Genomic DNA, 13,474 nt, shown 5'->3' on the forward strand with positions numbered 1-13,474 from the left:
CCGCTGTGTTCACCCTCCGTGCTCGTGACCTCGCCAACGCGTGTTCGCGAACTCTCATCGGGGCGACAGCTAGGATTGCTACGCTTGACGGTGCTGTGCCCGAGCACGCTCGCGACTGCATCGGTGCACCGCGAAGGTCGGCGGGGGCCGGCATGACCCGACCAAACTTTGAGGAGCTTTCGGTGGCCAATGTTCTAGAGCGTGTCCTTCGCGTCGGTGAAGGACGCACGATGCGCAGGCTGCAGCGCTATGCCTCCGCAATCAACAACCTCGAAGATGACTTCACGGAACTGAGCGACGACGAGCTGCGCAACGAGACCGTTGAGCTGCGGGAGCGCTACTCCAACGGCGAGTCGCTCGACGACCTGCTGCCGGAGGCATTCGCCGCGGTCCGCGAGGCGGCCAAGCGCACCGTCGGCATGCGCCACTTCGATGTTCAGCTGATGGGTGGGGCAGCGCTTCACCTCGGCAACATCGCTGAGATGAAGACCGGTGAAGGAAAGACCCTTGTGGCAACCCTCGCGGCCTACCTCAACGCGATCCCCTCGCGCGGTGTTCACGTGATCACGGTCAACGACTATCTGGCGAGCTACCAGTCGGAACTCATGGGCCGCATCTTCCGCGCTCTGGGAATGACTACCGGCTGCATCGTGAGCGGGCAGAGCCCAGCCGAGCGGCGCGAACAGTATGAAGCAGACATCACCTACGGCACGAACAATGAGTTCGGGTTCGACTACCTTCGCGACAACATGGCGTGGCAGGCATCAGACATGGTGCAGCGCGGGCATCAGTTCGCCATTGTTGACGAGGTCGACTCGATCCTCATCGACGAGGCCCGCACCCCGCTCATCATCTCCGGGCCCTCGTCCGGAGAGGCCAACCGCTGGTTCACCGAGTTCGCGGGCCTGGCCAAGCGCCTCGTGCCCGGCGTCGACTACGAGGTGGACGAGAAGAAGCGCACGGTTGGTGTGCTTGAGCCCGGCATTGAGAAGGTCGAAGACTACCTCGGCATCGACAACCTCTACGAGTCGGCGAATACCCCTCTGATCTCCTTCCTCAACAACTCGATCAAGGCAGCAGCCCTGTTCAAGAAGGACAAGGACTACGTCGTCATGAACGGTGAGGTTCTCATCGTCGACGAGCACACCGGCCGCATCCTGATGGGGCGCCGCTACAACGAGGGCATCCACCAGGCAATCGAGGCCAAAGAGGGCGTCGCGGTGAAGGCAGAGAACCAGACCCTCGCCACGGTCACCCTGCAGAACTACTTCCGCCTCTACAAGAAGCTCTCTGGCATGACCGGTACTGCCGAGACCGAGGCTGCCGAGTTCATGAGCACCTACAAGCTCGGTGTCGTCGCGATTCCGACCAACCGGCCCATGCAGCGCATCGATCAGTCGGACCTTGTTTACAAGAACGAGCAGATCAAGTTCGAACAGGTAGCAGAAGACATCGTCGGCCGCCACGCAAAGGGCCAGCCGGTTCTCGTGGGAACGACCAGCGTCGAAAAGAGCGAGTACCTCTCCAAGCTGCTGGCCAAGCGTGGGGTCAAGCACGAGGTGCTCAATGCCAAGAACCATGCGCGAGAGGCAGCGATCGTTGCCCAGGCGGGCCGTCTCGGCTCCGTCACCGTCGCGACGAACATGGCAGGTCGAGGCACCGACATCATGCTTGGTGGTAACGCGGAGTTCCTGGCCGTGGCCGAGATGAACCAGCGCGGACTGAGCCCGGTCGATACGCCAGAAGAATACGAATCGGCATGGGACGACGTGTTCGCCCGCGTTCAGGCCGAGGTTAAGCACGAGGCGGAGAAGGTCATTGAGGTCGGCGGCCTCTATGTGCTCGGCACGGAGCGCCACGAGTCCCGACGCATCGACAACCAGCTGCGCGGTCGCTCCGGTCGACAGGGTGATCCCGGCGAAAGCCGGTTCTACCTCTCGCTCACCGACGACCTCATGCGGCTGTTTAACTCTGCCGCCGCCGAGTCGCTCATGGGTCGTGGCAATGTGCCCGACGACATCGCGATCGAATCAAAGATCGTGAGCCGCGCCATCCGCAGCGCCCAGGCCCAGGTCGAGGGCCGCAACGCCGAGATCCGCAAGAACGTGCTCAAGTACGACGACGTTCTCAACCGCCAGCGCGAGGCCATTTACGCCGACCGTCGCCGCATTCTTGAGGGCGACGACCTGCACGAGCGCGCACAGCACTTTCTTGAGGATGTTGTCGGCGAGGTCATCGACGCGCACACGTCGGAGGGCCACGCTGATGACTGGGACTTCGACGCCATGTGGGCTGAGCTCCGCACGCTTTACCCCGTGTCGATCACGCCCGACGAGGTAATCGCCGAGGCGGGAGCCCGGGGCAAGGTCACGCACGATCTGCTCCGCAATGAAATTCTCTCGGATGCCAAGCTTGCCTACGAGAAGCGCGAAGCGACCCTGGGGTCTGCCGCGATGCGTGAGCTTGAGCGCCGCGTGGTGCTCTCGGTCATCGACCGCCGCTGGCGCGACCACCTTTATGAGATGGATTATCTGAAGGACGGCATCGGCCTTCGTGCGATGGCCCAGCGCGACCCGCTCGTTGAGTACCAGCGCGAGGGTTACGCCCTGTTCCAGACCATGATGGGGCAGATTCGCGAAGAGGCTGTCGGGTTCCTCTTCAACCTTGAGGTTGAGGTGACTCCTGCTGGGGCCACCGCGTCTGCTCCCGTTGTCGCAGCCAAGGGCCTTTCGGCCGATTCCACGCCGGCGCAAAACCTCAGCTATTCGGCTCCGAGTGCCGACAACGGCGGCGAGGTGGAGGTGCGCAACCAGCGCGGCCAGATCGACCAGGCCTCGACGGCTCGTGCCCAGCGTGCGCAGCAGGCCGTTGCCGCGGCGGCGCAGCAGGGGCAGCCTGCTGCCGCTGCGGCTCAGCCCGCCCAGCGTGGCGCATTCGGGCAGCAGCAGACTGCAGCGCCAGCTCCCGTGAACCGGGCTCAGCGCAGGGCGCAGGGCAAGAAGAAGTAGAGCGCGGGCCAGAGCCACGCGACAGAAGGCCGGTCCCCTGGGGCCGGCCTTCTTTTTTCTTGCGCTTTCTGCTGGCGAAACTAGCGGTTCGTGCCTAAAGAACGTTGATGGCTGTGGCTCTCCAGCGGGAGTCGAGCCCCTCGAGCCTGATCGCCACTGCCCGGCTTCGTGCCCGACCGTGCACGATGACGACGGCTTCGACCACCCCGTCACGCGGTTCATCAACCACGACGCTGCCGATGGAAAAAGTGGGGCGGCTCACCTGGGCGCCCCGCGCCCTGCGGGCGCGATCAGAGAGCACGACGCGCTTAACGAGGTTGCGATAGACATCGTCGGTGACCCACCGGGCGATCTGCTGCAGATCGCGAGCGCCAGCCAAGATTTCGACAACGCAGCGCGTGAGGTTCTCGAGCAGGGGCTGCGGGTCGGGCAGCGAAGCCGTCGTCGTCGGCTGGTGGCCAAAGAATGACTCGGGTTCGAACGGCTGGCGGATGATCTTGCTGGGCAATCGCTCGGGAAGCGCAGCGGCGGAGGCTCGGGGCATGGGATCTCCTGGGCGGGGGAGGAGCGCGAACGGGGTCTACCCCTCTTCGGGGGTCAGGGCGACTCAATCATGCATTTGAGGAATAGTCCACGCCCCCGATTCGGGGCTGTGGAAAACTCGCGAGCATCCCGCTCGGATGTCCTACGTTCTGCACATGCGCTGGGACAACCTGTTCGACGACCTCGAGAGCCAACTCGAGGCCGAGCTGGAGGCCGATGATGTCGGGCTTCGGGTCGAAGAGGAGAGGCTGCGTCTCGCTCGCCTGGGTTTGCGCGACCGCCTCGTTGCCATCGCGACAGACACGCTCGGCAGCGACGTCCCGGTGCGGTTGCTTCTGGGAGATCGCCGCAGCCTCGACGTGCACTTCATCACGCTGGGTCGCGACTGGGCATCCGTCAACCGCATCGGCGGTCCGTCAAGCTACTGCCTGGTTCCGTTCGCAGCCATCTCGGGCATCGTTCTCATGCGCGCCCAGGTGCAGAGCAGCCTCGCGAGCCCCGCGGCTCCCGACACCCTGGCCTCCCGGCTCGGGTTTGGATACATGCTGCGAGACCTTTGCCGAAGGCGCACGGCAGTAGAGATCGTGCAGTCACGGGGCGAGGCCATCCACGGAACCATCGACAGGGTAGGGCGGGATCACCTCGACCTGGCCGTGCACGAGGCGGGAATCGCGCGTCGCGAGCGGGATGTGGCTCACATCCGCATCGTCCCGTTTGACGTTATTGAAACGGTGCGGGCCGCCGTCTAGGGCTAGCGGGGCCCGAAAGACAGCTCGATGACGTCGGCGAACTCGGCCTGGTTCCACAGGCCGTGACGACGGTTCTCTTCGTATTTGGCCTCGATGTACGACTCGAGCACGCTGCGTTCGACCCGCCAGTGCCCGGCTGCGCCCACTTTGATGGCGGGCAGTTCTGCCGAGCGCACGAGAGCGTACGCCTGGGCGGCGGAGAGGTTGAGCACCTCGGCCACGTCGGCGACGGTGAGGAATCTGCCGAGGGAGCTCGCAGCCTCGTGGTCGTCCGTGCCAGTCATACGTCGATTATGCGCCTGCTTGCCGTGAGTGGGCGTCGCTGTGGATAACTTGCGGCGCAACGAGCGCGGTGCCCCCACGATGGTCACCGTCGGCCACACAGAAGGAGAATCATGAGCACACTCGCAGCACACGACCGAGGTCGGGCGCCGCGCTCCCGCTGGTTCGACGTGCGCCTCGCCGTCGGCGTTGTGCTGATCGGTGCGTCGATCGCGGGCGTCATGCTCATTGTGGGGTCGTCCGACAACTCCGTGACGGTCTATTCATCGGATCGCACCCTTTCTGCAGGCGACATAGTCTCGCTCGGCGATCTGGTGGAGACGAGGGTGCGGCTGGGGGAGTCGGCGGGTCACTACCTCCGACCAGGAGACATTGACGACGGCGTGGTCGTGGCGCGCACAGTGGGCAAAGGGGAGTTAGTGCCGTTATCGGCCGTCGGCTCGCTTGAGGGCTCATCCTCGGCCGCGATCGTCGTCTCTGTCGCGGGAGTGCTGCCACGCTCAGTGCGAGAGGGCTCGGTGGTTGACCTCTGGGCGGCCGAGGGAGACCGGGACGGTGAATCTGTATCTCCGACCGTTGTTGCCTCCGGTGTCACGGTCGTGCGTGTGAGCGAGGCCGATGGGATGATCGCGGGGTCTCAGACTCAGAGTGTGGAGGTGCTGGTCTCACGCGATCGCATCGCGCGCATCCTCGAATCGAAGGCGGCGGGCGCGTCGCTCGCGCTGATCCCCACGACCCAGCCGATAAAGGGTTGACGATGGCCCGCATCGCTTTCGCAGTGCCCATCGCCTATGAAGACTCGCTCGTGGCCGAGGCGCAGGCCAACGGCCATGACGTGGTCGCGCGGTGTGGCAGTGCCGGGGAACTGGCGTCGTTGCTGGGCGCCACACGGCCTGATGTTGCCGTCACCTCTGCCGCCGAGCGCTATCTCACCCCGCAGCTGTTGGCGGAGGCCGACCGAGAGGGAGTGCGGCTCGTGGCCATCGTCGACACCGATAGTGACCGACGTAACGCCCTCACAGTGGGGCTCCATGAGGTTGTTGACAGGGCGGAGTGGTCACAGATCGAAGGGATGCTGCTGGCAACGCCTGCGCCTGCCCCTGGGGTTGCCGCGCCCCGCGCCGGCAGAGGAATCGTCATCGCGGTGTGGGGCCCCGCTGGCTCGCCCGGGCGCACAAGCCTCGCCATCACGATCGCTGCGGAACTCGCGTCGGCGGGCACAACAGTGGCGCTCGCCGACGTCGACACCTATAGCGGATCCATCGCGCCGACCCTCGGGCTGCTCGATGAGGCGCCCGGCTTTGCCGCAGCGTGCCGCCTTGCGGGGGCGGATGCCCTCACCAATGCCGAGCTCGAACGCATCGGCCAGCGTTACTCATCCCCTCAGGGGAGCTTTTGGGTTCTCACGGGGATCGGGCGCCCCAGCCGGTGGCCCGAGCTATCGGCCGATCGCGTGCGAACGGCGCTCGAGCAGTGCCGAGAGTGGGTGGACTACACGGTCGTTGACACGGGCTTCAACCTCGAGAACGACGAAGAGATCAGCAGCGACGTTTTCGCGCCTCGGCGCAATGCCGCCACCCTGCAGGCGCTCAGAAGCGCCGACCACATCGTTGCAGTGGGCTCGGCAGACCCCGTTGGGCTATCACGGTTCCTGCGGGCGCACGTCGACCTGATCGACACGATCGTGACCGACAGAATCACGGTCGTTATGAACCGCCTGCGGGCGAGCGTGATCGGGGCGGCCCCGTCGGTGCAGGTTGCTCAGTCACTCGAGAGATTCGGCGGGGTGACCGATGCAGTGTTTGTGCCGAACGACCCTGCGGCGTTCGACGCCGCTCTGCTCAGAGGCGCCACCCTGCTTGACAGCTCTGCTCGTTCGCCCGCCAGGGCTGCCATCGGCGCACTCGTGAGGGAGCGACTTCTCGCTCCCGGCGGTGATCAGCGACAGGGTGGGCGCAGGCGTCGGCCACGCCAGCGCCGCGACGCTGCGCTCACTCCGCGAGGGGGATGACCTCGACCTGCGCGCCGCGAGCCACCACGAGCACGTGCTGGGCAGAAACGGCAGCTATCGCGGCGGCCACCATCGTGGCATCCGTCGGCTCTGTCGGTTCGGCAGTGCGGAGGAGGGTGACGGATGCCCCGGTCGCCCGTGCGAGTTCGGCACGCAGTTCACCTCGAGGGTCGGACGCGACAAGGGAGATGCGGGCGACGCCTGAGCTCGCCTCGGGACCGGCGGCCACCGTTGCGGCGCGATCGGAACGCCACAGCGCAAAGTGATAGGCAGCAACGAGGAGGGTCGCGGTGAGCAGGCCGAGAGGCGCCCGGATGTTGTCGATGAGGCTCCCCGTCGAAAACGACGAGAGCAGGAAGGTGAAGACCTCATAGGCGATGACCAGCAGGGTTATCACGGCGATGAGAGTGCTGACACCGAAGACGACCACGAGATAGATCCGGCGTCCCCCGGCGCTGGTGGCGGCATCCGGAACCGGTGAATCGTGATCGGTTGCGCCGATGCCACGGGGGCGCCAGAACGCCCACCAGGCGACCCCGCCTACGACAAGCGCGGAAAGCCCGCCAAAGAGGAGCCGGGGCGGGCCAGAGGAGACAAGCGGCTCCGTAAACGACGAGAGAAGAGCGTTGACGACAACGCCGAGTCCCGACGCCGCAAAGACGAGGGAGACCCCCGACGAAACGATGCGCACCGCCTCACGCACGCCATCCGAAGCCCCGCGAACGACGGTGCGGTAGTAAGCCCACAGTGCGGCACCGGCGGCCAGGTTTGCGATGGCTCTGGCAAGTTCGTCCAGAACATCGGAGTTCGTGGCGAGCGTAGCTAGCCCCACATAGAGCGCGGTGGTGAGGCCGCCGAGGGCTATAGCGACGGAGGCAAAGCCCGCGACGACGACGAGGGCGAACCGGGCGAAGCCCCTGGTCGACAAGCGCACGCCGTCGGCAAACCAGTGGAGCCACCAGAGCACGCCGCCGCCAGCGCACCACACGGCAGACGACGACAGTTGCGAAACCCACACGGTTTCGCCGACGATCGTGACCGGCGGCCCGACGATTGCAGCGTCGATCAGGGCGGTGAGGCCTTCGATTCCACTCGAGACGGCGATCGCGAGCCCGAACAGGGCGGCAATGACGGTCGTGACATCGGGCAGCAAGAACGGTGAGGTGGATGCTGAGCGCAGCAGCCAACGATGCCAGTACCAGACGCAAAGCCAGACAACGCCGGTCGAAAGCTGTGCCAAGTGGCCGTCACCTCGAACCGCAGAGGCGGCAACGCCCAAGAGCGCGAACGCGGCAACCATGAGCGATGCCGTATGCATGCCGATGAGATAGACGGGCCACAGCACAGACGAGCGGTCATTGAAGCTGGTGAGCCAGCGGCGAACGAGCCAAAAGACGAGTGCCCCGAACGGGCCAGCGATCAAGGTGAATGCCAGCGGCTGCGCCAGGGTGGTGTTCGAGCGTGCGATCTCCCTGTCGCCGAAAACCTGAGCGGGGATAAGTTCGTCGATGAGCCCGCTCACGCCGACAGCGGCGAGGCTGACGAAGAGTGCGAGAAGCGAGTAGGCGATCACGCGGCGAAGCGTGTGCACGCCGCCCGGTGCCGGCGCGAATTCCGCGGTCACGGTGGTCTGCTTCCCTTGCATCGACATCACTGAATCCCGCAGACGTCGAACTGCCACGGTGCCGTGTCTATGATCCAGTTGCCGCCCCGCTTGGTGAGGTGAAAGACCTCGTCCGATGCGACGCTGGATGGCCCGAACGGGTTGGTCGAATACGTCGTCGTGATGGTCACACGCACGGCCGCGGACGAGGGGAACTCGTCGGTCGACACGAGGGTGACGCTGACATCCTGGTTAGGTTCCGCGTAATAGTCGCCGGCGCATGCTGCGTCGACGACAAAGGTGCGGGCCTTCTCATAGTCGCCGGAGACGTACGCCTGCGTGTAGGCCTGTACAACGCCTTCTGGCGTGTCCGCTTCGAACTCGGCTGGTTCGCCTCGCGTAAAAACCGCGACAAATGCGAGCATGACGAGCAGACCGACGATGCCGAGAATCACAACAAGCGTGCGATCGGGCCGATCACGAGAGGGAGACATGCCGTCATCATGGCGTATCGCTAGTGCAGTGTCACGGGCGGCGCGCCTGTGCCGGAGCACATACGAGAGGGCTGGAGGGCATCCGGAGGCTACCCTAGAGAGGTGTCGACGCTCTCCGATCTAGTCAGTGCCCAAGGCCGCTTCAGCGAAGCGGACATCGAGTGGCTCCACCTGCTGATCGGGGATTGGCAGCTGCTCGCAGACCTCGCCTTCGCCGACATCGTGCTGTGGGTGCCCTCCGCCGATGACAGCTTCGTCGCGGTATCGCACGCCCGCCCCTCAAGCTCGGCAACGCTCTTCTACCGCGACTTCGTTGGTCAGCCGATCAAGCCGGAGTGGAAGAAGCAGGTCACGGATGCTTTTGACAGCGGCCAGATCGTGGACTCCTCTGCGCCCGACTGGTACGAGGAGACCCCGACCCGGGTGCGTGCGGTCCCGGTGTTCCGCCGGCTGACGACGACCGGATCCGAGGTCACGGAGCATCCGATTGCCGTGATCACCAAGCACACCAACTTGAGCGAGGCGCGCACCCCCAGCCGCCAGGAGCTCACCTTCAACGAGTGCGCAAACGAGCTGTTTCGCATGATCGCCGTCGGCGACTTTCCCGACCTGTCTGCGCCGTCTGGCCCGCGTCGTGGCGCGCCCCGGGCATCCGACGGCCTGGTGCGACTCGACGTCGACGGCATCGTCACGTTTGCGAGCCCCAACGGCCTTTCGGCGTTCAACCGCATGGGATTCTCGGGCGAACTCGAGGGAGAATCCCTCGCCGAGGTGACCACGCAGTTGCTCTCGGGCAAGCTCATCGTCGACGAGTCACTGCCGCTGGTCGTCACCGGACGGGCGCCGTGGCGCACCGACATTGAGGCGCGCGGCGTGACCGTGACGCTGCGGGCGATCCCCATTCGCGAACGGGGCGAGCGCGTCGGCGCGATCGTTTTGTGCCGCGATGTGACCGAGCTGCGGCATCAGGAACGCGAGCTCATCACCAAGGATGCGACCATCCGCGAGATTCACCACCGTGTGAAGAACAACCTGCAGACGGTGGCGTCGTTGCTGCGCATCCAGGCCCGCCGGTCGCACAGCGAAGAGGCCCGAGAGTCGCTGAGCCAGGCCATGCGCCGCGTCGAGGCAATCGCCGTCGTGCACGATACCCTCAGCGAGGGCCTCGCACAGAGCGTCAACTTCGATGTGGTGTTCGAGCGCGTGCTCCGGCTGATCGCCGAGGTCGCGTCCACCCATGGCACGAAGGCCCACACGCGGTTCACGGGCAGCTTTGGCGCCCTGCCGAGCGCCTATGCGACACCGCTCGCGCTGGCGTTGACCGAGCTCGTCACGAACGCCGTCGAACACGGGCTCGCGGACAGGGAGGGAACCGTGGACATCGTCGTCGAGCGAACCGACGACCAGCTCAAGGTCGAGGTGCGCGACAACGGTGGCGGGCTGCCAGAGGGGCGCGTCGGGGCAGGGCTGGGCACCCAAATCGTGCGCACCCTGATTCAGGGCGAGCTGAGCGGAACGATCGACTGGCACACCGTGACCGGCAGCGGCACCGAGGTGACCATCGAGATCCCGCTGACCTGGATCGACCGGGACTAAGGCAGCAGCCGACCGCACGGTCGCTTAAGGCGCTTCAGCCTTTCGCTTTCGGCGCTGCAGCAGATGCAAAAATGCCCGGCAGTTCTCCGCAAGGAGAACCGCCGGGCATTTGCTGGTTCTAGGAGCGCTACAGCGCTGAGCGTTCCTCTATGAGGCCCGCCGAGCGCGCGCGGCGCGGCGCTTGAGGGCGCGGCGCTCGTCTTCGCTGAGGCCACCCCACACGCCGGAATCCTGGTTGGTGTCAAGTGCATACTGAAGGCACATCTCGGTCACACTGCAGCGGCCGCAGACAGACTTGGCCTTCTCGATCTGGTCCACTGCGGGGCCAGTGTTCCCCACGGGGAAGAACAGCTCCGGGTCAGCCGTGAGACATGCGGCGTTATCGCGCCAATCCATTTGGTATAGCTCCTTAGGTGGGCGCGCGAGAACAGAGCTCGCGCAGGGGGTGCAGAAAACCTGAATAGGTAAGTGAAGGGTTTTTCTGGAGGGATCTGCTCACGGCTCTGTGAGGGCTAAATCAACCTCCAATAGACTCTCATATCAGTTGTAGCAAATCAACGGTTTTTGAATTGGATCTAGCTGTGAATAATGTGAACCACCCAAACGGGGTACAGAATCGGCCCGCTTTTGGGCTCCCCAAGCAGCTCATCCTGCTCGTCGTCGCTTTGTGGATCGAGTTCGCGCTGCTCGCCGGCGTATCGCTCTTCTTGATGTACGAACTCGTCGCAGAAGTGCCGACGTCATATGCGTCGGCCGTCGCCATTCTGGTGCTCGCTGTCATAGCAGCCGTGTGGCTCGCTGTTCTTGCCATCAATGCGATGCGAGCGCGCCCGTGGGTGCGCTCGGGAACCGTGGTGTGGCAGGTTCTGCAGATTGCCGTGGCCGTCGGCTTCTTTCAGGGGGAGTTCGCCCGGCCTGACCTAGCCTGGGCGCTTCTCGCGCCCGCCGTGATCGCCATCGTGCTCGTGTTTAGCCGCCCGGTGATTCGGGCGATGGCCAGGCTCGAAGACGACGACGAAGAGCAGTAGCATTCGGGTGTGACCCTAGGCTGCGTCCGGCAGCCCCAGCATCTTGCGCAGGCGAGCAACATGGCCCGTTGCTTTGACGTTGTACAGCGCGTGCTCGATGCGCCCTTCTTCGTCGATGATGAACGTCGACCGCTTGGTTCCCATGATCTTCTTGCCGTAGTTATTCTTCTCGCCCCACGCGCCATACGCCTGGTGCGCCGTGAGCTCGGGGTCGCTCAGCAGCGGGAAGGTCAGCGACTCGGTCTCGCTGAATTTGGCCAACTTGGCCGGAGCATCCTTCGATATGCCGATCACCGCATATCCGGCGGATGCTAGCGAGCCCAGGCTGTCGCGAAAGTCGCAGGCCTGAAGGGTGCAGCCGGGGGTGCTGGCCGCCGGGTAGAAGTAGACGATCACCTTGCGGCCGCGGTAGTCGGCGAGAGAAACCTGCTTGCCTGCATGATCTTCGAGAGTGAAATCGGGGGCCGCATCGCCGACGGCGAGGGTGGTTTCAGGCATGGTGCTCCAAGAACTCTGGGGTGGGATGGGGTGGGGCGGGATGCGTTCAAAGCACCCTCAGACTCATGGTAATGTTGTTCATCGGTTCGGGAAGACACTTCCAGAACGGCCAGCACCTCTAGCTCAATTGGCAGAGCAACTGACTCTTAATCAGTGGGTTCCCGGTTCAAGTCCGGGGGGGTGCACCACACCAGAAAGGCCCCGTCTTCGGACGGGGTCTTTTCTAGTTAGACGGGGTCTTTTCTAGTTAGACGGGGGCCTTTTCTAGTTAATCGCCCGATAGCGCCTCGGTGAGGTGCGCGACCCCGAACTCCCACGCTTGGTCGACATTGCCGCCGAGTCGGAACGCTCCCGTAAGTTCCATCGTCACAAATCCATGGGCCCAGGCCGTGATCGTGCGGGCTGCGGGCAGGGCTTGGTCGCGCCCTGCGAGCCGGGTTGCGATTGCTAAGACGGGCGCGCTGGCATCGGCAAGGACCTGCGGGTCTGGTGCGGACGCTTCGCCGTGCGGGGCGAACGTCAATTGGTAGGCGGCGGGGTGGGCGAGTGCGAATGCCCGGAAGGCCTGCAGCATGTCGTGGAACTCGACCCGGGCATCCGCATCGGCGCTTGGTTTTGCCGCGGTGAGGGCGACGCCGAGTTCTTTGGCCGTCTGCTCGACAACGAGGCGGATGAGGCTGTCGCGGGATGCGACGCGTTTGTAGAGGGACGGCGCGCGCACGCCGACGCGATCGGCGACGGCCTGCATGGTGAGGCCCGGCAGGCCGTCGGCCTCGAGGATGTCGCGGGCCTGCGCCACGATCTGCGGGAGGGAAGTGCGGTCGGGTGTGGGCATCGGGTTCCTTTCGCTCGCAACCCCAGCATAGCTATTGACTCTAGCTATGATAGCTATGTACCCTAGCTATCAGGCAAGGGCGAAGGAGACTGAGATGAAGATCAACCAAACGGTGCACCGCATCGGCAACGAGATAGTCGCCGCGTACCTCGTGGTGACTCCGCAGGGTGTGACACTGATCGACGCCGGCCTGAGCGGGCACTGGCGAGACTTGATCGCAGAGTTGAGAAGCCTCGGCCTCACCCTGGAAGATGTGCGCGGACTCGTGGTCACGCACGGCGACACCGACCACATCGGGTTTGCCGAGCGGCTGCGTCGGGAAACGGGGGTGCCGGTCTACGTCCATTCAGCGGATGCTGCGCGCGCCCGCGGCGAGGCAAAGCCCGAGGCGGCCTGGGGTGGCATGAAGGTGGGCGCTGTTGCCCGCTTTGTCGCCTACGCAGCCCGCAAAGGAGGGCTTCGCACACGCTACCTGACGAAGGTTGTTGAGATTTCCGGCGGTCAGGTGTTGGACCTGCCGGGGTCGCCGAGGGTGATCGGGCTGCCCGGCCACTCGCCCAGAAGCATCGCCATCCATGTCCCCGAGGCGGATGCGCTGTTCGTGGGTGATGCGCTCACGACCCGACACGTGCTCACGGGGGAGCGGGGCCCGCAGCCCGCGCCGTTCACAGACGAGCCCGAGCGGGCGATTGAGTCGCTGCACGGGCTCACAGGGGTGGAGGCGACCTGGGTTCTGCCGGGTCACGGCACACCCTGGAGCGGCGGAGTTGCCTCGGTGGTACAGGCAGTCGACGCGTTCGGCAGTCGCTGAGCGCGCTGAGCCTGCT

14 protein-coding genes and 1 tRNA gene are annotated in these 13,474 nt (G+C 64.9%); 8 read left to right on the forward strand and 7 right to left on the reverse strand.

Annotated elements, in window-relative coordinates; all coding sequences use genetic code 11:
* Positions 1-182: 182 nt before the first annotated feature.
* Positions 183-3,008: a preprotein translocase subunit SecA gene (secA, locus tag C2138_RS03120; protein WP_108518731.1), complete on the forward strand. Its 2,826-nt coding sequence runs from the start codon at positions 183-185 to the stop codon at positions 3,006-3,008.
* 94 nt (positions 3,009-3,102) lie between these two features.
* Here the strand turns inward: secA and C2138_RS03125 are convergent, their stop codons facing one another.
* Positions 3,103-3,552, reverse strand: coding sequence for an Rv3235 family protein (locus C2138_RS03125; RefSeq protein ID WP_233245603.1), 450 nt, complete (start codon positions 3,550-3,552; stop codon positions 3,103-3,105).
* A 136-nt stretch (positions 3,553-3,688) separates the two neighbouring features.
* On the opposite strand from C2138_RS03125, the gene C2138_RS03130 reads away from it, so the two are divergent.
* Entirely contained in the window at positions 3,689-4,300 is a 612-nt protein-coding gene (locus C2138_RS03130; protein WP_233245604.1) for a hypothetical protein, read from the forward strand.
* A gap of 2 nt (positions 4,301-4,302) precedes the next feature.
* On the opposite strand, the gene C2138_RS03135 is transcribed toward C2138_RS03130, so the two are convergent.
* Entirely contained in the window at positions 4,303-4,584 is a 282-nt protein-coding gene (locus tag C2138_RS03135) for a helix-turn-helix domain-containing protein (protein WP_108515462.1), read from the reverse strand.
* A gap of 111 nt (positions 4,585-4,695) precedes the next feature.
* On the opposite strand from C2138_RS03135, the gene C2138_RS03140 reads away from it, so the two are divergent.
* On the forward strand, positions 4,696-5,337 hold the full coding sequence (locus C2138_RS03140; protein ID WP_108515464.1) for a hypothetical protein: 642 nt from the start codon (positions 4,696-4,698) through the stop codon (positions 5,335-5,337).
* 2 nt (positions 5,338-5,339) lie between these two features.
* Complete coding sequence (locus tag C2138_RS03145; RefSeq protein WP_108515466.1) at positions 5,340-6,593, forward strand: CpaE/TadZ family protein; 1,254 nt, start codon at positions 5,340-5,342, stop codon at positions 6,591-6,593.
* On the opposite strand, the gene C2138_RS03150 is transcribed toward C2138_RS03145, so the two are convergent.
* Entirely contained in the window at positions 6,574-8,217 is a 1,644-nt protein-coding gene (locus C2138_RS03150; RefSeq protein WP_159078126.1) for a DUF5671 domain-containing protein, read from the reverse strand. The genes C2138_RS03145 and C2138_RS03150 overlap by 20 nt on opposite strands.
* 26 nt (positions 8,218-8,243) lie before the next feature.
* Positions 8,244-8,690, reverse strand: coding sequence for a hypothetical protein (locus C2138_RS03155; RefSeq protein ID WP_108515470.1), 447 nt, complete (start codon positions 8,688-8,690; stop codon positions 8,244-8,246).
* Between the two features lie 102 nt (positions 8,691-8,792).
* Here C2138_RS03155 and C2138_RS03160 point away from each other — a divergent pair, with 102 nt between their 5' ends.
* Positions 8,793-10,286, forward strand: coding sequence for a sensor histidine kinase (locus C2138_RS03160; protein WP_108515472.1), 1,494 nt, complete (start codon positions 8,793-8,795; stop codon positions 10,284-10,286).
* Positions 10,287-10,433: 147 nt separating this feature from the next.
* Here C2138_RS03160 and C2138_RS03165 read toward each other — a convergent pair whose 3' ends face one another.
* Entirely contained in the window at positions 10,434-10,682 is a 249-nt protein-coding gene (locus tag C2138_RS03165; RefSeq protein WP_108515474.1) for a WhiB family transcriptional regulator, read from the reverse strand.
* 194 nt (positions 10,683-10,876) lie between these two features.
* Here C2138_RS03165 and C2138_RS03170 point away from each other — a divergent pair, with 194 nt between their 5' ends.
* Positions 10,877-11,314, forward strand: a complete 438-nt coding sequence (locus tag C2138_RS03170; RefSeq protein WP_108518736.1) for a hypothetical protein — start codon at positions 10,877-10,879, stop codon at positions 11,312-11,314.
* Positions 11,315-11,329: 15 nt separating this feature from the next.
* Here the strand turns inward: C2138_RS03170 and bcp are convergent, their stop codons facing one another.
* Positions 11,330-11,812 carry a thioredoxin-dependent thiol peroxidase gene (bcp, locus tag C2138_RS03175; RefSeq protein WP_108515475.1) on the reverse strand — a complete coding sequence of 161 codons (483 nt, stop codon included), beginning with the start codon at positions 11,810-11,812 and terminating at the stop codon, positions 11,330-11,332.
* 112 nt (positions 11,813-11,924) lie between these two features.
* Between bcp and C2138_RS03180 the strand changes: the two genes are divergently transcribed.
* Positions 11,925-12,000: transfer RNA gene (locus C2138_RS03180), tRNA-Lys, on the forward strand.
* Positions 12,001-12,080: 80 nt separating this feature from the next.
* Here C2138_RS03180 and C2138_RS03185 read toward each other — a convergent pair.
* Positions 12,081-12,647, reverse strand: coding sequence for a TetR/AcrR family transcriptional regulator (locus C2138_RS03185; RefSeq protein ID WP_108515477.1), 567 nt, complete (start codon positions 12,645-12,647; stop codon positions 12,081-12,083).
* 94 nt (positions 12,648-12,741) lie between these two features.
* Here C2138_RS03185 and C2138_RS03190 point away from each other — a divergent pair, with 94 nt between their 5' ends.
* Positions 12,742-13,458: an MBL fold metallo-hydrolase gene (locus tag C2138_RS03190; protein WP_108515479.1), complete on the forward strand. Its 717-nt coding sequence runs from the start codon at positions 12,742-12,744 to the stop codon at positions 13,456-13,458.
* Positions 13,459-13,474 lie beyond the last annotated feature (16 nt).

The sequence above is a fragment of the Salinibacterium hongtaonis genome (assembly GCF_003065485.1).
In the GTDB taxonomy this organism is placed as follows: domain Bacteria; phylum Actinomycetota; class Actinomycetes; order Actinomycetales; family Microbacteriaceae; genus Homoserinimonas; species Homoserinimonas hongtaonis.